The following is a 21,346-nucleotide window of genomic DNA, read 5'->3' on the forward strand; positions in this document are numbered from 1 at the left end:
GGATCGGACGCGGCAAGCACTCGAGGCCGCCAACGGCGGCGGCCGTGAAGGGAGCGGACGTGGCGGGCAACCTGACACGGGACGAGGCACGCGAGCGCGCTCGCATACTCAGCGTCACGTCCTACGACGTCGAACTCGACCTCACGCACGGCGACCAGACCTTCCTGTCCCGCACGGTCGTCCGCTTCGACAGCGCCGAGCCCGGCGCCGCCACCTTCATCGACCTGGCCGCCCCCCGCGTGCACGCGGTGGAACTGAACGGGCGCGAGCTCGACCCCGCCGAGGTGTTCGACGGCGGCCGGATCACCCTGGCCGGCCTGGAGGCCGCCAACGAGCTGCGGGTGCTGGCCGACGCCGCCTACATGCGCACCGGCGAGGGCCTGCACCGCTTCGTCGACCCCGTCGACGGCTCGACCTACCTCTACACGCAGTTCGAGACCTCCGACGCCCAGCGGATGTACGCCTGCTTCGACCAGCCCGACCTGAAGGCGCGCTTCGAGCTGACGGTGCTCGCGCCCGCCTCCTACCAGGTGGTCTCCAACAGCGCCCCCGATGTCGCGGGCGAGGCGGTGGAGGACCCCGGGGGCCCCAAGGCCCGCTGGCACTTCCCGGCGACCGAGCCGGTCTCGACCTACATCACCGCGCTCATCGCCGGCCCCTACCACGTGGTGCGCGACGAGCACGACGGCATCCCGCTCGGCGTGTACTGCCGCGCCTCGCTGGCCGGGCACCTCGACGCCGACGCGATCATCGAGGTCACCAAGCAGGGCTTCGACTTCTACCACGAGCTCTTCGGCCTGCGGTACCCGTTCACCAAGTACGACCAGCTGTTCGTGCCCGAGTTCAACGCCGGGGCCATGGAGAACGCCGGCGCCGTGACCTTCCTGGAGGACTACGTCTTCCGGTCGCGGGTCACCGACGCCCGCTACGAGCGGCGCGCCGAGACCATCCTGCACGAGATGGCCCACATGTGGTTCGGCGACCTCGTCACGATGCGCTGGTGGGACGACCTCTGGCTGAACGAGTCGTTCGCGACGTTCGCCAGCGTGTACTGCCAGGCCAACGCCACCAAGTGGACCGAGGCCTGGACCACCTTCGCCAACGTCGAGAAGGCGTGGGCGCTGCGCCAGGACCAGCTGCCCTCCACCCACCCCATCGCCGCCGACATCCCCGACATGCAGGCCGTCGAGGTCAACTTCGACGGCATCACCTACGCCAAGGGCGCCTCGGTCCTCAAGCAGCTGGTCGCCTACGTCGGCACCGACGCGTTCTTCGCCGGCGTGCGCGCCTACTTCCAGCGCCACGCCTGGGGCAACACCGTGCTCGCCGACCTGCTGCGCGAACTGGAGGCCGCCTCGGGGCGCGACCTGTCCACCTGGTCGCGCGAATGGCTGGAGACCGCGGGCGTCAACACGATGCGCGCCGACTTCGAGGTCGGCGCCGACGGCGGCTTCACGTCCTTCGCGGTGCTCCAGGAGGCCGCTCCGGACCACCCCACGCTGCGCTCCCACCGGCTGGCGATCGGCCTCTACGACCGCACCGCCGACGGCATCGTGCGCCGCGAGCGCGTCGAGCTCGACGTGTCCGGGGCGCGCACGGAGGTGCCGGAGCTCGTCGGCAAGGCGCAGCCGGACCTGGTGCTGATCAACGACGACGACCTCACCTTCACCAAGATCCGGCTCGACGAGCGGTCGCTGCGCACGGTGGTCGAGGGCGCCGGCGAGATCCGCGAGTCGCTGCCGCGGGCGCTGTGCTTCGCCGCGGCCTGGGACATGACCCGCGACGCCGAGATGGCCGCCCGCGACTACGTGCGGCTGGTCGTCTCGGGCATCAGCGGGGTGAGCGACGTGTCGGTCGCGCAGATGCTGCTGCGCCAGGCCGCCGCCGCGCTGCACAACTACACCGACCCCGCGTGGCAGGAGACCGGGTTCGCGCTGCTGGCGGGCCGGCTGCGCGACCTGCTCGGGGCGGCCGAGCCGGGCGGCGACCTCCAGCTGGCCTACGTGCACGCCTTCGCCGACGCCGCGGTGAGCGGCGAGCACCTGTCACTGCTCCAGGGGCTGCTCGACGGTGCAATCACCGTCGAAGGGCTGGCCATCGACACCGACCTGCGCTGGACGCTGCTCCGCCGGCTGGTGGTGCACGGCCGGGCCGGCGAGAAGGAGATCGCCGCGGAGCTGGAGTCCGACCCCACGGCCACGGGCGAGCGCCAGGCCGCCGGCTGCCGGGCCGCGATCCCCACCGCGCAGGCCAAGGCCGAGGCGTGGGACCGGATCCGCTCCAGCGGCGAGATGGCCAACGCCGAGTTCCGCGCCACCCTCGGCGGCCTGGTGGAGCCGGCGCACGCCGAGCTGTACCGGCCCTACGCCGAGGCGTACTTCGCGCTGCTGGGCGAGGCGTGGCGCGACTGGACCGGCGAGTTCGCCCAGACCTTCGCGCAGGCCGCCTACCCCGGCCACCTGATCGAGAACGCGACACTGGAGCGCACCGACGCCTACCTCCGCGACGAGGACCCGGCTCCGGCGCTGCGCCGGCTGCTCATCGAGGGCCGCGCGGGGGTGGAGCGGGCGCTCGCCGCCCGCCGCACCGACGCGGCGTCCGGGCAGGACTGAAGCTGACGGCACCGGCGCGGGCCGGGCACGGGGCGGTGTCCCCGGGCCCGGCCCGCGCCGTTCGCGCCCCGGGGGCGGCGTCGCCCGTTGGGGTGCCGTGCGCCGGCCGGCCCCTCCCGCCGGGCACCCTCGGCCCTCGCCGCGGCGGCTCAGCCGCCGGCGCGGTGGGCCGAGGGGAGATCGGGCTCCATCACCGGGCGCAGTACCCGCCGGGCTGCGTCGTTGAGCCGGGGGTCGGCCATCAGCTCGTCGAGCAGGACCGGCTCGCCCTCGGCGCTGGTGAGGGGGATGCGCCAGTTGGGGTACTCGCCGGTGGTGCCCGGCTGGTGCTGCATGCGGCGGTCGCCCACCACGTCGGTCAGGGCGATGCCGATCAGCCGGGCGGGCGTGCGCGCGAGGTAGGCGTGCAGCGCCTCCACGATCGTGGCGGGGTCCGACACCGGGTCGGCGCCGGGGTCGAGCAGGCCGAGGTCGACCAGGGTCGCGCACCACGCCGCCACCTGGACCTCGGCGGCGGCGCGCTCCTCGTCGACGGGCCGCCCCAGGAGCCCGAGCCGGTCGCGCAGCTCGATGTGCTCGGCCGACAGGTAGGACGCCACCGGCGGCAGGTCGTGGGTGGCGACGGTGGCCAGGCAGGCGCTGCGCCACACGTCGGGGCGGCGCGGCACGCCGCCGGGGTCGCGCTCGAACCACAGGGCCGAGGTGCCCAGGATGCCCCGCTCGGCGAGGTGGTCGCGCACCCAGGGCTCCACCTCGCCGAGGTCGTCGCCGATCACGAGCGAGCCGAACTCGCGGGCGGCCAGCGCGAGCGCGCCCACCGTGCCCTCGTGGTCGTAGCGCACGTAGGTGCCCTGGTCGGGTGGGGCGCCCTCGGGCACCCACCACAGCCGGAACAGCCCCGCTGCGTGGTCGATCCGCACCCCGCCGGCGTGCCGCATCGCCTGGCGCAGGATCTGGCGCAGGGGCGCGTAGCCCTGTTCGGCCAGGCGGATCGGGTGCCAGGGGGGCTGCCGCCAGTCGCGGCCCTGGGGGTGGGCCTCGTCGGGCGGCGCGCCGACACTGATCCCGGGCGCGATGGCGTCGCGGTACATCCAGGCGTCGGCGCCGCCGGGCGCAACGCCCAGCGCGACGTCGTGGACGATGCCGATGGGCATGCCCGCGGTGCGCGCGCCAGCCTGGGCGGCGGCGAGCTGGTCGTCGAGCACCCATTGCATCCATCTGTGGAAGTCGACGCCGGGCCAGCGGCGCAGCGCCTCGGCGCCGACCGTGTGGGCCGAGACGTCGCGCAGTTCGCCGGGCCAGGTGCGGTAGTCGGGGCCGTGGTCCTCGGCGAGGTGGCTCCAGGTGGCGAACTCCACGAGCGGGGCGCCTTCGCGCTCCAGGTAGGCCTGGAAGGCGGCTTCGCGCGCGGGCGAGCGCGGCGCCTGGAACAGCACGGTGAGCGCTTCGCGCTTGGCCTCCCACACGGCGTCGCGGTCGAGGAGGTCGGCGGTGCGGCCGCGCTCGCGCAGCGGGCGCGCCAGGCGCTGGATGCCCTCGCGCTGGACCGGCTCCAGCCGGGCGTACTCGGGGATGTCCTCGATGCGGATGTAGAGCGGGCTGGCGTAGCGGCGGCTGGCGGGCAGGTAGGGGGAGGGCTCCAGCGGCGGCAGGGGCCCGGTGGCGTGGAGCGGGTTGACGGCGGTGAAGGCCGCCCCGAGGTCGCGGGCGCTCCAGTCGGCGAGCTCGGCGAGGTCGCGCAGGTCGCCCAGTCCCCACGACGCGCGTGAGCGCACGGAGTAGAGCTGGGTCATCAGGCCCCATTCGCGGCCCTCGGTGAGCGCGGTGCCCGGTTCCAGGCGGTCGGGGACGACGAGCAGGGGGGCGCGCTGGCGCACGGTGCCGTTCTCGACGTGCAGGACGTGCACGCCGATGGGGAGGTCGGCGCAGGGCTCGGTCCACTGCGCGCCGGCCATCTCGACCCAGGCGCGGGTGTCGTCGGGCAGGGGGAGCTTCGGCGGCCGCCCGGCGCGGGTGACGACGGCCGGGGGCAGCAGCCGGGTGGCCTGGCGCGCCCAGTGCTCCTCCAGCGCGGCCTTGGGGCGGGAGGGGTCGGCGCCGAGGGCCGCAAGGACGTGGCGCAGGGTGTCGACGGGCACGCGGACGCGGCGCCCGCGCCAGTCCTCGCGGGTCGTCGCGACCCCGTACTCCTCGGCCAGCCGTGCAAGATGCGCATCGCTCACAGAAACCGATGATGCCCTACGCGCCCCCTGTGTCGGAGTATCGCCGTGCCCGCGGTGTCGGCCTACTTACGCCTTCCGGCCATTCCGGCATAATCGAGCCGATGCTCCAGTCCTACCGGCGGCTGTTCGCGCTCCCCCATCTGAAGTCCCTTCTCTTCTGGTCTCTCACGGCGCGGCTGCACATCGGCGGGATGCCGATCGCCGTCACGTTCCTGGTGGCCGGGTGGACCGGGTCCTACGCGCTGGCGGGGCTGGTCTCGGGCGGGCTGACCGTGGGCACGGCGCTGGGCGGGCCGGTCCGCGGCCGCCTGGCCGACCGCCGCCCGGCCGACCGGCTGCTGGTGGCCTCGGCCGCCGTCTACGGCGCCGGGCTGGCGGTGCTGGCGCTGCTGCCCGGCTCGCTGTGGTGGCTCGCGGTGCCGCTCTCCGTGGTCACAGGCGTGTTCCTGCCGCCCGCCTCGCAGATCGCGCGGTCGCTGTGGCCGCGGGTGACGAGCGGGCCGGCGCGCCAGACCATGTACGCCGCCGAGGCGACCCTCCAGGAGCTGCTGTTCATCATCGGTCCGCTGCTGGCCGCGGCCGTCGTCGGCGCTGCCGGGGGCCGGGCCGGGGTGGCGGTCCTGACCGCGGTGTCGTGCATCGGCGCGGTGGGCTTCGCCTGGGCGCTGCGCAGGGCGGGGTACACGGTGCCCCCGCCGCCGGCCGCGCCGGCGCCGGGCCGGGTGCGCAGGTCGCTGCTCGCCGACCGCGGGGTCCTGGCCGTGCTGGCCATGTGCCTGCTGCTGGTGGCCGGGCTGGGCGGGGTGGACCTGGTGATGGTCGCGTGGTCGCGCGAGCTGGGCTCGCCCGGCTACGCCGGGCTGCTCATGGCGGTCTATGCGGCGGGCTCGCTGGTGGGCGGCCTGGTGGCGGGCGGGATGAGCGGACCGCCCCGGCTGGTGCGCCGCGCGTTCGCCACGGCCGTGGGGATGCTCCCGCTGATCGTCCTGCTGCCGCCGGTGGCCCACGTGCCCTCGCCGTGGCTGGTGGCGCCGGTGCTGTTCGTGGCGGGCCTGGCGATCGCGCCGACGCTCGCGGCGGTGACCGAGCGCCTGGGCGACCTCGCCCCGGCGCACCGGCGCGGCGAGGCGTTCGGCTGGCTGACCACGGCCAACACCGCCGGGATCTCGGTGGCCGCCCCGATGACGGGGTGGCTGATCGACGCCGGCGGCGTGGCGACGGGGATCGCGGGGACGGCGGGGTTCGCGCTGGCCGCCGCGTGCCTGAGCCCGTTGGTCGCGGCTACCAGACCGGCGGGGTCCGCGCCCGCCACGGACGGGCCGCCTCCAGCTGAGCCGACAGGGCCAGCAGGGTCGGCTCGCCCCCCGGACGCCCCGTGAGCATGACGCCGATGGGCAGGCCGCCGGCGTTCCAGTGCAGCGGCAGGTTCACCGACGGCTGGCCGGTGACGTTGAACATCGAGGTGAACGGGGTGAACAGGGTCATCCGGCGGAAGTCCTCGGCGGGGTCGGCGCCGAAGTGGCCCACGGGCACCGGTGGCTGCGCGAGGGTCGGGGTGAGCACGGCGTCATAGGGCAGCAGCCGCCGCAGCGCCGCGCGCATGGCGGCCTGGAGGGCGGCGGTGGCCGCCATGTAGGCGGGGATGGAGGAGGCGCGGGCGCGCTCGCGCAGCCACCGGTTGAGGGGGCGCAGGCGGTGCTCGTCCTCGGGGGCCACCGGGTTGGCCGCTGCCATGGCGGCCCACACGAGTTCGAAGTGCGGCATGAAGGACGCGTCGAAGGGCGGGGCGATCTCCTCGACGTCGTGGCCCAGGCCGGTCAGCAGCGCGGCGGCCTCGGCGTGGGCGGCCGCGGCGTCGGGGTGGACGGGGACATCGGGCAGGGGCGGCGCCGAGAAGCTCGCGATGCGCAGCCGGCCGGGGTCGCGGCGGGCGTGGCCGAGGAACGTCTCCCCGGCGGGCAGGGGCGGCGCGGCGTAGTAGTCGCCGGGGGCGCTCACGGCGATCACGTCGAGCATGAGCGCGGCGTCGGCCACCGTGCGGGCGAGCGGGCCGGCGGTGGACAGTCCGATGAAGTCGGGCTTGAACGGGCCGGAGGTGACCCGCCCCCGGGTGGGCTTGAGCCCGAACAGGCCGCAGGCAGAGGCGGGGATGCGGATCGACCCGCCGCCGTCGCTGCCGTGGGCCAGAGGGGCGAGCCCCGCGGCGACGGCCGCCGCGGCCCCGCCGCTGGAGCCGCCGGCCGACAGGGACGTGTCCCACGGGGTGCGGGCCGGGGCGGCGATGTCGTTCTCGGTGTAGCACGGGGAGCCGAACTCGGGGGTGTTGGTCTTGCCCGGCATGACCGCCCCCGCGGCGCGCAGGGCGGCGACGACGTCGGAGTCGGCGTCGGCGACGCGCTCGGAGTGCAGGGCCGACCCCGAGGTGAAGCGGACGCCGGCCACGGGGTCGAGGTCCTTGATGGGCACGGGGACCCCGAGGAGGGGCGGGAGGTCGTCCGGCGTGTCGGACAGCGCCTGCTTTTCCGCCATTCGGGCTTGTTCCTGCGCCAATTCTGCGGTGACCGTAATAAAGGCGCCGAGCCGGTCCCCGAGCCGGCGGATGCGCTCCAGATAGTGGCCGGCGATCTCGACCGGCGAGAGCTCCCGGCGGCGCACCGCCCCGACCAGGTCGTTCGCGGTCAGATCGTGGATCTGGGTCATGATCGGAGGCTAGCGCCTGCGTGGTTCTCTAGAGAAGGGCGGGGGAAAGGTTATCCTTCCCTGGTATGGGCGCCCGACACGCCACATTCACTCCCCCGCGGGGAAGAAAAGTGTGAGATTCGATGGACTAGGACTCGCATATGGATGGCCCTAATCTGTCCACCGTGGATTCGGCAACAGTCAACGGCGGCGATGCCCGCAAGAACCAGGGCACCGTCTACCAGTCGCCTTTCGTGACCTCACGCGGCAAGGGCTCCCGGACGTCCAAGGGCACCGCCCGGGCGACCTACGGCGCCCTGGTCTCCTCCGAGGCCGCCCGGCAATGGGCGATCCGCTCCCTGATCGCCATCGCGGTCGGCGTCGCGGCCGGCTACCTCACCGCCGACTGGCGCATCGGCGCCACCTTCGGCATCGGCGCGCTCATCGCCTTCACCGTCCACCACTCCCGCCGCCAGTCGGAGGTCCCGCACTGGCGCCGGCCCTCGGCCGCCCAGCGCCGCACCGAGGCCCAGCTCAAGGTCATGAAGCGCCTGGGGTACCGGGTCCTGCACGCTCGCGGCATCGAAGGCGGCAACGGGCAGATCGACCACTTCATCGTCGGCCGGCGGGGCGCCTTCGCCATCGACTCCGAGTCGTGGGACAAGCGGCTCCCGCTGCGCAACAAGCTCGAGAAGCTCTACCACGGCCGGTTCTCCAAGAACGAGCGGATCGACGAAGCGCTCGAAGAGGCGCGCGCCGCCCAGCGGCTCATCAGCGAGCAGCTGGGCCGTGAGATCCACGTCCGCGCCTCGCTGGCGATCTACGGCCCCGGGATGCCGTGGGACAGCCACAACCTGCGCGGCGTCGACATCATCACCGGCACCAAGGTCCGCAAATGGCTGCGCACCGGGAAATCGCGGCTGTCCGAGCAGGAGATCGAGGAGATCTACCAGGCGGCGCAGAAGGTCCTGCTGCCCCGCTACTGAGGGGCCCCGGCCCGCACCCCACCCCTACGTCTCACTATGCGGACCCCTGATCCCTGAGACCGAGACGGCATACGGTCTCCATCGCGACTACCATCGATGTCGAAGCACATATCGATCACGCCTCTCGGCGTCGATGGGAGTACACCCCATGCCCGCGCTCCGATCTCGCACGGTCACCCACGGCAGGAACATGGCCGGCGCGCGCGCCCTCATGCGCGCGTCCGGCGTGGAACGCGAAGACTTCGGCAAGCCGATCGTCGCGGTGGCCAACAGCTTCACCCAGTTCGTCCCCGGCCACGTCCACCTCCGCGAGGTCGCCGACGTCGTCGCCGGGGCCGTCCGCGAGGCCGGCGGTGTACCCCGGGAGTTCAACACCATCGCGGTCGACGACGGCATCGCCATGGGCCACGGCGGGATGCTCTACTCCCTGCCCAGCCGCGAGCTGATCGCCGACGCCGTGGAGTACATGGTCAACGCCCACTGTGCCGATGCCCTGGTGTGCGTCTCCAACTGCGACAAGATCACCCCGGGGATGCTGCTCGCCGCCATGCGGCTCAACATCCCCACGGTGTTCGTCTCGGGCGGCCCCATGGAGGCCGGCCGGGTGACCGTCTCCGACGGAACGGCCACCAAGGTCCGCAAGCTCGACCTGATCAACCCCATGATCGCCGCCGCCGACGAAAGCGTCTCGCAGGCCGAGCTGGACGAGATGGAGGAGGCCGCCTGCCCCACCTGCGGCTCCTGCTCGGGCATGTTCACCGCCAACTCGATGAACTGCCTCACCGAGGCCATCGGCCTGGCGCCGCCCGGAAACGGCACCGTGGTCGCCACCCACGTCGCCCGCAAGCGGCTCTACGAGGACGCCGGCCGGCTGGTCGTGGACGTCGCGCGCCGCTACTACGAGCAGGACGACCACTCCGTGCTCCCGCTGTCCATCGCCACCCCGGCGGCGTTCGGCAACGCCATGGCGCTCGACGTCGCCATGGGCGGCTCGACCAACACGATCCTGCACCTGCTGGCCGCGGCCACCGAGGCCGGGGTGAAGTTCGGGCTGCCCGAGATCGACGAGCTGTCCCGCCGGGTGCCGTGCCTGTGCAAGGTCGCGCCCAACACCGACAAGTACCACGTCGAGGACGTCCACCGGGCCGGCGGCATCCCCGCCATCCTCGGCGAGCTCGCCCGCGGCGGGCTGCTCGACACCTCGCTGCCCACCGTCCACGGCGCAACGGTCGGCGAGTACCTCGCGGCCTGGGACATCGCCGAGCCGACCGTGTCGGCCGAGGCCGTCGAGCTGTTCCACGCCGCCCCCGGCGGGCAGCGCACCACCCGCGCCTACTCCCAGGACGTGCGCTGGGACAGCCTCGACACCGACCGCGAGGCCGGCTGCATCCGCGACGTCGCCCACGCCTACACCGCCGACGGCGGGCTGGCGGTGCTGCACGGCAACCTCGCCCCCGACGGCGCCATCGTCAAGACGGCCGGGGTCGAAGAGGAGCTGTGGACCTTCACCGGCCCCGCCAAGGTGTTCGAGAGCCAGGAGGACGCGGTCGACGGCATCCTGAACAAGCAGGTGGCCCCGGGCGACGTCGTCGTCATCCGCTACGAGGGGCCCAAGGGCGGCCCCGGGATGCAGGAGATGCTCTACCCGACCAGCTTCCTCAAGGGCCGCGGCCTGGGCAAGGCGTGCGCGCTGATCACCGACGGCCGGTTCTCCGGCGGCACATCGGGCCTGTCGATCGGCCACGCCTCGCCCGAGGCGGCCTCGGGCGGCGACATCGCCCTGGTCGAGGACGGCGACACCATCAGCATCGACATCCCGGCGCGCTCGATCAGCCTCCAGGTGCCGCGCGAGGAGCTCGACTCCCGCCGCGAGCGCCTGCTGGCCGACCTGGGCGGGTTCCGGCCCCGCGAGCGCGACCGGCCGGTGACCGCGGCGCTGCGCGCGTACGCGGCCATGGCCACATCGGCCTCGACCGGCGCCGCGCGCGATGTGTCGCAGGTGGAGCAGGGCCGCTAGGAGCGGTCCGGGTCAGCCGCAGCAGCCGCCCCCGCAGCACCCGCCGCCCTGCGGCGGGGCTGCGGCCACACCGCCCACGGCCACGGCCGACAGCAGCTTGACGGTGTCGTCGTGGCCCGCGGGGCAGGTGGCGGGCTCGGCCGATTCCGCCATGGGGCGCGACAGCTCAAAGGTCTCGCCGCAGGAGCGGCAGCGGTAGTCGTAGCGAGGCATGGCGACAGCATAAACGCCCGGGAGCGGCTGGGACCGGACCGCTCCCGGGCGCTGTGGACGGCGGCTAGGCCGCGACCCTGGCCATGTACGGGGCCCACTGGGGGTCGCCGTGCTGCTCGCCGTTGATGAGCCGCCAGTGCAGGCCCCGGGGCACCGTGGGGGTCACGTTCAGCTCCCATCCCAGCTCGTCGAGCAGTCGGTCGGCCTTGCGGTGGTTGCAGGGCTTGCAGGAGGCCACCACGTTCTCCCACACGTGCGGCCCTCCGCGGCTGCGGGGGATGACGTGGTCGATGGTCTCGGCCTTCTTCCCGCAGTAGGCGCAGTGGTGGGAATCGCGGCGCATGAGCGCGACCCGGGTCAACGGGACCCGCCTGCGGTAGGGGACCCTGATGTAGCGCCGGAGCCGGATCACCGACGGCACCGACAGCGCCGCCGTGGCCGAATGCAGGACGGCGCCCGCGGCGTCGCCGTGCACGACCTCGGCCTTCTCCCGCAACACCAGCAGGATCGCGCGACGCAGCGGCAGCGTCGTCAACGGTTCATAGCTGGCGTTGAGCAGCAGTACGTGGCGGTGGATTGTCCCGTCCTCCGTACTGTGCCCGGAGCTCATGGCGTCTCCAAGGTCGTCGTGTCGACCGACCGTGTCTCATCCCCGGCCAGCCGGTCGGCCAGCCAGGAGACCTCCTTGTCGACCGGCCGGGTGACCGGTTCCGTTCGCATTGCCACACGGACCTCCCGTGGGTGGTTTTCCCGCCGAGTAACGTCCCGCATTCAGTGTGCCGAGTGGAGCCGCTCCACCGCCACCCCAATTATCGGTGCTCGTCAACGGCATGGATTCCCTCCCGGGGCGTGTCGAACCGGCCGGATAGAGTTCATCCATGCCTGAACGCCGTTATCCCGCCGCAGAGCGTCTGGACCTCGTCGAAACCCTGCACGGCCATGACATCTCCGACCCCTACCGGTGGCTCGAGGACCCGGAGTCCGCCGCCACAAAGGAATGGGGCGCAGCGCAGGACACCCTTTTCACCGATGCGGCCGCCGGGCTCGCGGGCCGGGAATGGTTCGGCGGGCGGCTCACGGAGCTGATGGGCGCCGGGTTCGTCGGCACGCCGGTGTGGCGGGGAGTTCGCCATCTGTTCACCCGCCGGACCGCCGAGCAGGAGCACGGCGTCCTCTATCTCAGCGAGCCCGGCCTGCCCGAGCGCGTCCTGATCGACCCCACGGCGATCGACCCCACCGGCGCCACCACCCTCGACTCCTGGCGCCCCGACCGCGAGGGGCGGCTGCTCGCCTACCAGCTCTCCGAAGGGGGCGACGAAGAGTCCCTCCTGCGCGTCATGGACATCGCCACCGGCGAGGAGGTCGACGGCCCGATCGACCGGTGCCGCTACTCCCCCATCGCCTGGCTCCCCGGCGGCGAGGCGTTCTACTACGTGCGCCGCCTCGCACCCGACCGGGTGCCCGCCGGGGAGGAGCAGTACCACCGCCGCGTCTACCTGCACCGGGTCGGCACCCCCACCGACGACGACGTCCTCATCTTCGGCGAGGGCCGCGACAAGACCGAGTACTACGGGGTGGGGGTCAGCCGCGACGGCCGCTGGCTGCTGCTCACCTGCACCAAGGGCACCTCGTCGCGCAACGACGCCTGGATCGCCGACCTGTCGGACAGCGGCCTGGAGTCCCCGCGCCTGCGCACGATCCAGGAGGGCGTCGACGCCGAGGTCTCCCCCTACGTTGGGCGCGACGGCCGCCTCTACCTCTTCACCGACCGCGACGCCCCCCGCGGCCGGCTGTGCGTGACCGACCCCGCCGCCCCCGGGGCCGAGCACTGGCGCACCCTCATCGCCACCGACCCCGATGCCGTCCTCAGCGACTTCGCCATCCTCGACGAAGGCCTCGCCGAACCGCTGCTGCTCGCGGCCTGGCGCCGGCACGCCATCAGCGAGGTCAGCGTGCACGCCCTGGCCGACGGCGAGCGGCGCGGCGCGCTGGAGCTGCCGGGCCTGGGCTCCATCGGCGGGCTCGTCGAACGGCCCGAAGGCGGCCACGAGGTGTGGTTCGGCTATACCGACAACACCTCGCCCACCACGGTCCACCGCTACGACGCCCGCACGGGCGAGCTGTCGGTGTGGGCCTCGCCGCCCGGGCGGCTGGACCTCCCCGAGGTCCGCACCGAGCAGGTCACCTACACCTCGCGCGACGGCACGCCGGTGCGCATGCTGGTGATCTCCCCGCCCGATGCCGACGGCCCGCGCCCGGCGATCCTCTACGGCTACGGCGGCTTCTCGATCTCGCTCACCCCCGGCTACTCCTCCACCATCCTCGCGTGGGTGCGCGCGGGCGGCGTGTACGCCGTCGCGAACCTGCGGGGCGGGCTGGAGGAGGGGGAGGAATGGCACCGCGGCGGCATGCTCGACCGCAAGCAGAACGTGTTCGACGACTGCGCCGCCGCCGCCGAGCACCTCATCGCCACCGGGCGCACCACCGCCGGCCGGCTGGCCGTCATGGGCGGCAGCAACGGCGGCCTGCTGGTCGGGGCGGCGATCACCCAGCGGCCCGACCTGTTCGCGGCGGCCGTGTGCTCGGCGCCGCTGCTCGACATGGTCCGCTATGAGCGGTTCGGCCTGGGCCAGCTGTGGAACGTCGAGTACGGCAGCGCCGACGACCCCGAGGCGCTGGCCCGGCTGCACGGCTACTCCCCGTACCACAACGTCACCGACGGCGTGCGCTACCCGGCCACGCTGTTCACCGTCTTCGACAACGACACCCGGGTCGACCCGCTGCACGCCCGCAAGATGTGCGCGGCCCTCCAGCACGCGACTTCGGCGTCCCCGGCCGAGCGGCCGATTCTGCTGCGGCGCGAGGCCGAAGTGGGGCACAGTTCAAGATCGGTGAGCCGCAGTGTGCGGTTGAACGCCGACCAACTCGCGTTCCTGGCCCGCTACACCGGGCTCGTGGTCCCGGAGGACACCGGGGACGCGTCGAGCTGAGCACGGGCCGCCGGCGATCGTCCGGTCGGCAGGCGAGAAAGGATGGACCGGCAGTGACAGAGGTCGCGACCGAGGCACGCACCGAGGAGGACCGGAGCGGGGGGCGGCGGCGCCACGTGCATTTCGCGCACGTCCGGTTCGCCGACCTCGATCCGCTGAACCACGTCAACAACGTGCGCATGCTCACCTACCTGGAGGACGCGCGCATCGCCTTCCTGAAGTGGGACGCGCCCGAGGAGGGCGGCCACAGCATCGGCGGACTGGTGGTCGCCCGGCACGAGGTCGACTACCTCCAGCCGCTGCTGCTGCGACGCGAACCGGTCCGCGTCGAGACGTGGGTGACCGAGGTCCGCAACGCCAGCTTCCGGCTGGCCTACGAGATCGTGGACGACGCCCGCGTCTACGTCCGCGCCGAAACGGTGCTCGTCGGCTACGACCTCGCCACCCAGGGGGTCCGCCGCCTCGACGCCGCCGAGCGCACCTACCTGCGCGGCTACCTGGACACCGGCACCCCCGCCTGAGACCGCCACACCCCACCGGGGGTGCCGCGCGAATGCGCGGCCCCCCCGTCGCATTCCCGAAGGCGGGACTTCGGCGGGCCGGAGGCCGGTCCAGGGCGCCTCCTGGCGCCCTCACCTGTTCCGATCGCACCGTCACCGTGTGTCGCCGGGTGCCGGTGGCGGCCCGCGGCCATGATGGAGGCGAACCGCCACACCACCTCCGAGGTGCACCGACGATGAACCAGCCACCTTCCGGCGACCCGGCCGGGGATCCCGGATCGGACGCGCCGCGCGAGCCGCGGCCGGAGCCGCCGCACCACCGCCCCCAGGAGCCGCCCAGCCCGCATGCGCCGCCGGAGGAGGGTGCCCCGGAGGCGGAGGAGCCGCACCGCCCGCAGGAGCCGCAGGCACCGTCCGACGACCCCTACGCGGCGCCACAGGGGCCGCCCGGCGGCCCCCACCAGCCCGCGGCCCCCCACGGCGAGCCGGTCGACCCCCACGCCCCGGCCTACCGCCCGCGGCACGCGCCGCCACGCGAGGACGACGCGCCCGGCGGCGCGGACCCGCCGCCGGGGGCCGACGCGGACCAGCCGCCGGGTGCCGGAACGGGCCCGCCGCCGCCTGCGAGCGGGTTACAGCCGCCCGCCGGGTGGCCGGACGGCCCCGCGGAGACCGGGCACCAGCGGCCCTACGGGGGGTTCGACCCGGGTGAGCAGGAGCCCTACCGGGCCTACCGGCCCTTCGCGCCGCCCGGATCGACCGCCGCCGCCCTGGGGCTGCGGCCCGCCGACTGGTGGCAGCGCCTGATCGCGCGCATCGTCGACGCCCTGGTGGTGGTCATCCCGATCTTCATCGTCCTGTTCGCCGTGCTGATCACCTGGGTGCTCGCCGCCGGCCCCGGCCGGGCGCTGCCCGCCGGCCCATTCGCCGCGGGCGCCGGGGAGAACCTGCTGCTCGACGCGGTGAGCGGAATCCTGGTCTGCGCCCTGCTCGTCGCCTACGAGACCTGGATGCTGACCCGATGGGGGGCCACCCTCGGCAAGATGGCCATGGGGCTGCGGGTCATCCCGCTGCACGCCCCCGAAGGCGGCGGCGTGCGGCGCGGGCCCGAGGGCACGGGCCTGGCGGGTCAGGCGGCGCTGGTCCGGGCCCTGGTGTGGTGGGGGCCCGCCGGCCTGAACTGGCTGCCGGTCCTCGGCGCGCTGATCGCGCTCTTCCCGTTCCTCAACGGCCTGTGGCCGCTGTGGGACCGCCCGGAGCAGCAGTCGCTCAACGACAAGGCGGCCCGGACCATCGTGATCCGCGAGCACTGACCGCGGCCGCGCCCGCGGTCATTTCAGCGAGATCCGGATGGGGTCGCCGCCGCCGTCGTCGTCGGAGCGGGGGTCGCCGGACTCCCCCGGCTCGGAGCGCCGGGTGACCGTGATGGACGTGGGGTCGGCCACCGCGGGCGGCTCGGTGTCGTCGGCGACGTTGACCATGCTGTGGGCGGCGTAGACCATGTACTCCCACAGCCGGCGTTCGAGCGCCGCCGGCAGGGCGAGGTCGTCGATCGCGGCGCGCATGTGGGCGAGCCAGTGGTCGCGCTCGCGGGCCCCCACCCGGAAGGGCATGTGGCGCATCCGCAGCCGCGGGTGGCCGCGGAGCTCGTTGTAGGTGCGCGGGCCGCCCCAGTACTGGATGAGGAAGAGCCGCAGCCGCTCCTCGGCAGGGCCGAGGTCCTCCTCGGGGTAGAGGGGGCGCAGCACGGGGTCGGCCGCGACGCCCTCGTAGAAGCGGCGCACGAGACGGACGAACGTCTCTTCGCCGCCGACGGCGTCGTAGAAGGTCACGGGGTCTTCGCGCGGATCACTCATCGCCTGCCAGCTTACGTGGTGGGCGATCGCCGCCGGAAACCCGGACCGCAGGGGCCCGGCGGCCCCTGCGGTCGCGGACTCAGTCGCGGGTGAGCTTGCGGTGGGTCACCGCGTGCGGGCGCGTGGCTTCGGCGCCCAGCCGCTCGATCTTGTTCTTCTCGTAGGACTCGAAGTTGCCCTCGAACCAGAACCAGTTGGCCCCGCCCTCCCACGCAAGGATGTGCGTGGCCACGCGGTCGAGGAACCAGCGGTCGTGGCTGGTGATCACGGCGCAGCCGGGGAAGTCCAGCAGCGCGTTCTCCAGCGAGCCCAGGGTGTCGACGTCGAGGTCGTTGGTGGGCTCGTCGAGCAGCAGCAGGTTGCCGCCCTGCTTGAGGGTGAGCGCGAGGTTGACCCGGTTGCGCTCGCCGCCCGAAAGGACGCCGGCCGCCTTCTGCTGGTCGGAGCCCTTGAACCCGAAGGCGGCGACGTAGGCGCGGCTGGGGATCTCGACGTGGCCGACCTGGATGAACGTCTCGCCGTCGGAGATGGCCTCCCAGACGTTCTTCTTGTCGTCGATCCGGCCCCGGTACTGGTCGACGTAGGAGATCTTCACGGTGTCGCCGACGGAGATCGAGCCGGAGTCCGGCTCCTCCTCGCCCACGATCATCTTGAACAGGGTGGTCTTACCGACGCCGTTGGGGCCGATCACACCGACGATGCCGTTGGGCGGCAGCTGGAAGCTGAGGTCCTCGATCAGCAGGCGGTCGCCGAAGCCCTTGGTGAGGCCCTTGACGTTGACCACGCTGCTGCCCAGGCGCGGGCCCGGCGGGATCTGGATCTCCTCGAAGTCCAGCTTGCGGGTCTTGTCGGCCTCGGCCGCCATCTCCTCGTAGCGCTGGAGGCGCGCACGGCTCTTGGTCTGGCGGGCCTTGGCGTTGGAGCGGACCCACTCCAGCTCCTCGGCGAGCCGGCGCTGGCGCTTGATGTCCTTCTGGCCTTCGACCTTCAGCCGCGAGGCCTTGGTGTCGAGGTAGGTGGTGTAGTTGCCCTCATAGGGGTAGAGCTTGCCGCGGTCCAGTTCGAGGATCCAGGTGGCGACGTTGTCGAGGAAGTACCGGTCGTGCGTGATGGCGACGATGGTCCCGGGGTACTTCTCCAGGTGCTGCTCCAGCCACTGCACGCTCTCGGCGTCGAGGTGGTTGGTGGGCTCGTCGAGCAGCAGCAGGTCGGGCTGTTCCAGCAGCAGCTTGCACAGGGCCACGCGGCGCTTCTCACCGCCGGAGAGCACCGAGACGTCGGCCGACGGGTGCGGGCAGCGCAGGGCGTCCATGGCCTGCGCGAGCTGGCTGTCGAGGTCCCAGGCGTTGCGGTGGTCGAGCTGTTCCTGGAGCTTGCCCATCTCCTCCAACAGCTCGTCGGAGTAGTCGGTGGCCATCTTCTCGGCGATCTCGTTGAAGCGGTCGAGCATCGCCTTGGTCTCGGCCACGCCGTCCTCGACGTTCTGGAGGACGGTCTTGTCCGGGTCGAGCTGGGGCTCCTGGGCGAGCAGGCCGACGGTGAACTCCGGCATCAGCCGGGCCTCGCCGTTCGAGGGCTGCTCGATACCGGCCATGAGCTTCAGCAGCGTGGACTTCCCCGCGCCGTTCGGCCCCACGACACCGAGCTTGGCCCCGAACAGGAACTGGCCCGAGACGTCGTCCAGCACGACCTTGTCGCCGTGCGCCTTGCGCACGTTTCGCAGGCTGTAGATATAGTCCGGCATGCCTTCAAGCCTAGGGCTTCGGCGCCGGTGCCCCGGCCACTCCGCCGAATCGACGCCGACCGCTTCTGCCAGCGGATATCGCTCTTCGAGCCATTCCGGGGTGAACCCCTCCCACACGATCCCGCCGCGCAGCGCCCGCCGGATCAGCCCGGCCATGGAATAGCCCGGCGCGACCTCGTCGACGCGGTCGAGCGCGACCTCGGCCAGCGCGAGGTCGCCGCCCGTCCACGCCGCCACCGCCAGCAGCGCCCCGGGCGCCGCCGCGTAGGCGGGGCCGACGTGCCGCAGCACCTGGCGCCACAGCGCCACATGCGCCCGGGCGGTCGCGGGCTCGATCCGCGCCCACGCTTCGTCGCGGACGCGGACGCATTCGAGCAGGACTCCGATCCACGCGATCCGTACGGGGTCGCGGGGCGGCCGTCCGCACAGGGCATCGGCGGCGGCCGCGCGGACGGCGCGGGCGCCTTCGGCCCGGAAACGGTGCCCGTAGGTGTCGCGCTCATCGGGCTCGCGCAGCAGCCACCCCCGCGCCACCGCTGCGGGGGTGGCACGGGCGACGGCGTCGCGCAGGGCGGGGTCGCCGTCGCATACGAAGGCCCGGATGTCATCGCGGCCGGGCCAGGCGGTAAGGCCGTTGGCCACCGCGGCGGCCGCGACGGGCGATGACCCGAGGCCGAAGGCGACGCCTTCGGGCGGGCAGCAGTCGGCCGACCGGCACAGGTAGGACCAGTAGCGCCCATCGGTGACGCGCAGCGCCTCGCGCACCGGAACGGTGTCGGCCTCGCCGGCGGCGAGCAGAGCGTCGATGCAGGGGGTGACCGCCGGGGCGGGGCCGTATCCGGCCACGAGCATGGCGGTGCAGCCGTCGCGGCGCAGCGTGGCGGAGACGTGGCGCGCGGAGGCGGCGATCCCGTCGGGCGGGCCGCCGCCGACGGGGAGGTCGCAGCGGAAGACGATGTGCACGCGGCCTTCGCGGCCGCGCAGCCCGAGGACGACCAGCAGGTCGGCGGGGTGGTAGCCGAGGAGGTAGGGGGTGGCGGCGATGATGTCGGCCGGCGCCGACAGGGTCAGCCGCCCGGGAACCCCCACGGCCGGGCCGGCGGGGAACGGGAGGGGAGAAGAGGGGCGGGGACCACGGGACGGGGAGGGGGAGTCGTCGTTGGCCATGCATTCACGGTGCGTGACCGGACATGTACGGCACAAGGCGGATCGGTGGCTTGTGGACAGCACCCCCGCGGCCGGTGAACGCAGCCCGCGGGGGCGGCGAGCGGACACTCATAGCGGCAAGGGCTACCCGCTTTCCTCACAGGCGGGCGCCCCCAGGCGGTGGATCTCGCCGGGGAGCGTGCGCTCGGGTTCGGGCCGGACCGGGCCGGTGCGGCCGCGCAGGGTGCGGCCGGTGAGCGGCAGGCACACGCGGTTGCGGCCGGCGCCTTTGGCCCGGTAGAGGGCGAGGTCGGCCGCTGCGAGCAAGCCCACGATGTCGTCGCCGTGCACGCCCAGCACCGCCACCCCGATGGAGACGGTGATGGAGACGCCGGCGTCGTCGGCCTTGAGCACCATGCGCCCCACGCGCATGCGCAGCCGTTCGGCGGCGCGGCACGCCTCGGCCATGTCGGCGCCGGGCAGCAGCACGACGAACTCCTCGCCGCCGAACCGCCCGACCGCATCGGTGGGCCGGAGCTGGTGGGTGAGCGTGGTGGCCACGCCGGCCAGCACGTGGTCGCCGAAGAGGTGGCCGTAGGTGTCGTTGACGCCCTTGAAGTGGTCGATGTCGACGATGAGCACCGCGACCGGATCGCCCGACTGGTGTGCGCGCGCCACCTCGGTCGCGGCCTCGGCCTCCCACGCGGCGGCGTTGAGCAGCCCGGTCTTGGGGTCGGTGCGCGCCGCGGCCTGTAACTGCTGGTAGAGCAGGCTGCGCTGGAGCAGCATCACCGGTGGCAGCGCGATCAGCAGCAGGACCATCGACAGCCCGGTCATGATGGCGACGGTCAGGCCCACGCACAGTTCCGCGCTGTCGATGGTGAACGCCTCGCGGTCCCAGAACGTGCGCTTCCACGGGGTCTCGGGGGCGCTCAGGTGCACGGCGACGGCCACCACCGTTGTGTTGAGCACGGTGAAGATCGCGCAGCACAGCAGGGCCAGGATCGCGCCGGGGCCGGTCACCAGGGTCCGTTCCGCCTCGTCCACGGGCAGGGAGAGGGCGCGGACAGGGTCGCCGGCCAGCACCGTGTGGAAGGCGAGCGAGGCCAGGAAGCCGGACAGCCCGGCGGAGGCGACGTTGAACACCCTGCGGTGCACCACCCCGCGGTGGTGGCGGTACTGGAGGAGCAGGTAGACGGGGATGGGGATGAGCAGGGCGTAGACGGGGGGCAGGAGCAGCAGGGTCGGGAACCACCACGCGCCGAGCAGGTCGCGGGTGAGCACGGCGGGCGAGCCCAGCCGCCGCATGGCCTCGACCGACCCGCCCGCGCACGCCACCAGGGCCAGGAAGACGCCGGCCTCTTGGGGGCGGATCGGGGTGAGCGCGATCGCGGTCAGGAGCACCCCGAGCGCGCCGGCCAGCAGCGCCCCCAGATACCAGGCGAGGGACCGCGGTAGCCCGAACACCGGCCAGGAGCGCACCCGGTGAACCCACATCGCACGCTCGGGAACGGTTCGCTCTGCCACCGCCACGTGGATCTCCCTCGCTACCCCGGACATCGCGCCGACACCCGAGGTCCCACTTTGAACTACAGTCAGTGATACTTTAATCGCTGATTGTGCAACACCGAGAGGGAACCGTTACATTGGGGAGCGCTGCGGCCGGTCCCGGCCAGCCGGTCGGCCCATGGCCGCCAGGCGCCGGTTCCGCGCGGACCGACACCACACCGATCGGCCCCATGCAGCGGCGATGGGCGGGCATGAACCGCCCGCGGTTCGTTCACAGAGGGAGAGGGGTCATCGTGTCCTCTGGTATCCAGTGGGTCTAAACCCGGCCGGTGCGTCCGGACGCTGATTCGCCGCGCATGCCGCCGGCGGTCCGCGACGATGAACGGCAGTGCGAACGAACGGCGGGCGGGGGATCGCTTCCCCGGCCCGCCGTTCGCCTGTTACCGCCGGTTCTCAGCCCTTGGCCGACACCAGGGCCTCGCTGTACTCCTGGTAGCGCCGCAGTTCCTGCTCCACGGGGGCGAGGATCCGCTCCTCGGCGATGGCGCGGACACGCTCGGCGCTGGTCAGCTCCACCCGCTCGCGCCGCTGCGCGGCGGCGACCGAGACCAGGTTGCGGCAGCCCACGTCGGTCAGCCAGCCGACCACGGGGGCGGCGACCACGATGGCCGCCGCGAACCCGATGAACCCGGGGTCGTCGAAGGCGACGATGCCCGTGAGCCCGCCCGCCCACCAGCTGGCCACCAGGGTCGCCAGCCACGCGAGCCCGGCGGCGCCGAGCGCCACGAGCAGGTGCTGCACGAAACTGACCGTCCGCCACCACGACGGGGTGTCCTCGGGGTCGGGCACTGTCGAGGCGATCACCTCGCCCA

General features: G+C 73.3%; 14 protein-coding genes and 1 pseudogene. 7 read left to right on the top strand and 8 right to left on the bottom strand.

The features are described from left to right. Positions 1–59 precede the first annotated feature (59 nt). Positions 60–2,612, top strand: a complete 2,553-nt coding sequence (gene pepN / locus ACFOVU_RS25205; protein WP_378537553.1) for an aminopeptidase N — start codon at positions 60–62, stop codon at positions 2,610–2,612. A gap of 149 nt (positions 2,613–2,761) precedes the next feature. On the opposite strand, the gene malQ is transcribed toward pepN, so the two are convergent. Further along, on the bottom strand, positions 2,762–4,834 hold the full coding sequence (gene malQ, locus ACFOVU_RS25210; RefSeq protein ID WP_378537555.1) for a 4-alpha-glucanotransferase: 2,073 nt from the start codon (positions 4,832–4,834) through the stop codon (positions 2,762–2,764). 101 nt (positions 4,835–4,935) lie between these two features. Between malQ and ACFOVU_RS25215 the strand changes: the two genes are divergently transcribed. Next, positions 4,936–6,213 carry an MFS transporter gene (locus tag ACFOVU_RS25215; RefSeq protein ID WP_378537557.1) on the top strand — a complete coding sequence of 426 codons (1,278 nt, stop codon included), beginning with the start codon at positions 4,936–4,938 and terminating at the stop codon, positions 6,211–6,213. Here ACFOVU_RS25215 and ACFOVU_RS25220 read toward each other — a convergent pair. Then, positions 6,116–7,534: an amidase gene (locus ACFOVU_RS25220; protein ID WP_378537559.1), complete on the bottom strand. Its 1,419-nt coding sequence runs from the start codon at positions 7,532–7,534 to the stop codon at positions 6,116–6,118. The two genes, ACFOVU_RS25215 and ACFOVU_RS25220, sit on opposite strands and share 98 nt — an antisense overlap. Positions 7,535–7,698: 164 nt before the next feature. On the opposite strand from ACFOVU_RS25220, the gene ACFOVU_RS25225 reads away from it, so the two are divergent. Both ACFOVU_RS25225 and ilvD read left to right on the top strand, forming a co-directional pair. Then, positions 7,699–8,499, top strand: a complete 801-nt coding sequence (locus ACFOVU_RS25225) for a nuclease-related domain-containing protein (RefSeq protein ID WP_378537561.1) — start codon at positions 7,699–7,701, stop codon at positions 8,497–8,499. Between the two features lie 148 nt (positions 8,500–8,647). Continuing rightward, entirely contained in the window at positions 8,648–10,516 is a 1,869-nt protein-coding gene (ilvD, locus tag ACFOVU_RS25230; RefSeq protein WP_378537562.1) for a dihydroxy-acid dehydratase, read from the top strand. Positions 10,517–10,528: 12 nt separating this feature from the next. Here ilvD and ACFOVU_RS25235 read toward each other — a convergent pair whose 3' ends face one another. Together ACFOVU_RS25235 and ACFOVU_RS25240 are read right to left on the bottom strand one after the other, a co-directional pair. Beyond that, complete coding sequence (locus ACFOVU_RS25235; RefSeq protein ID WP_378537564.1) at positions 10,529–10,729, bottom strand: FmdB family zinc ribbon protein; 201 nt, start codon at positions 10,727–10,729, stop codon at positions 10,529–10,531. Positions 10,730–10,793: 64 nt separating this feature from the next. After that, complete coding sequence (locus ACFOVU_RS25240; RefSeq protein WP_378537565.1) at positions 10,794–11,339, bottom strand: HNH endonuclease; 546 nt, start codon at positions 11,337–11,339, stop codon at positions 10,794–10,796. A gap of 268 nt (positions 11,340–11,607) precedes the next feature. Here ACFOVU_RS25240 and ACFOVU_RS25245 point away from each other — a divergent pair, with 268 nt between their 5' ends. The 3 genes from ACFOVU_RS25245 to ACFOVU_RS25255 all read left to right on the top strand — a co-directional run bounded on the left by ACFOVU_RS25245 (position 11,608) and on the right by ACFOVU_RS25255 (position 15,532). Next, complete coding sequence (locus tag ACFOVU_RS25245; protein WP_378537566.1) at positions 11,608–13,719, top strand: prolyl oligopeptidase family serine peptidase; 2,112 nt, start codon at positions 11,608–11,610, stop codon at positions 13,717–13,719. Between the two features lie 53 nt (positions 13,720–13,772). Further along, positions 13,773–14,240: an acyl-CoA thioesterase gene (locus ACFOVU_RS25250; protein WP_378537568.1), complete on the top strand. Its 468-nt coding sequence runs from the start codon at positions 13,773–13,775 to the stop codon at positions 14,238–14,240. 215 nt (positions 14,241–14,455) lie between these two features. Beyond that, positions 14,456–15,532 carry an RDD family protein gene (locus ACFOVU_RS25255; RefSeq protein ID WP_378537569.1) on the top strand — a complete coding sequence of 359 codons (1,077 nt, stop codon included), beginning with the start codon at positions 14,456–14,458 and terminating at the stop codon, positions 15,530–15,532. A gap of 18 nt (positions 15,533–15,550) precedes the next feature. On the opposite strand, the gene ACFOVU_RS25260 is transcribed toward ACFOVU_RS25255, so the two are convergent. From ACFOVU_RS25260 to ACFOVU_RS25280, 4 genes and pseudogenes are all read right to left on the bottom strand, one after another. Next, positions 15,551–16,075 carry a globin gene (locus ACFOVU_RS25260; RefSeq protein WP_378537571.1) on the bottom strand — a complete coding sequence of 175 codons (525 nt, stop codon included), beginning with the start codon at positions 16,073–16,075 and terminating at the stop codon, positions 15,551–15,553. Positions 16,076–16,154: 79 nt separating this feature from the next. Beyond that, complete coding sequence (gene ettA, locus ACFOVU_RS29405; RefSeq protein WP_449289742.1) at positions 16,155–18,986, bottom strand: energy-dependent translational throttle protein EttA; 2,832 nt, start codon at positions 18,984–18,986, stop codon at positions 16,155–16,157. A 123-nt stretch (positions 18,987–19,109) separates the two neighbouring features. Continuing rightward, entirely contained in the window at positions 19,110–20,498 is a 1,389-nt protein-coding gene (locus ACFOVU_RS25275) for a sensor domain-containing diguanylate cyclase (RefSeq protein ID WP_378537574.1), read from the bottom strand. Between the two features lie 429 nt (positions 20,499–20,927). Continuing rightward, positions 20,928–21,346: pseudogene (locus ACFOVU_RS25280) on the bottom strand (GTPase); the annotation flags it as partial.

It is taken from the genome of Nocardiopsis sediminis (genome assembly GCF_042650565.1).
GTDB lineage: Bacteria > Actinomycetota > Actinomycetes > Streptosporangiales > Streptosporangiaceae > Nocardiopsis_B > Nocardiopsis_B sediminis.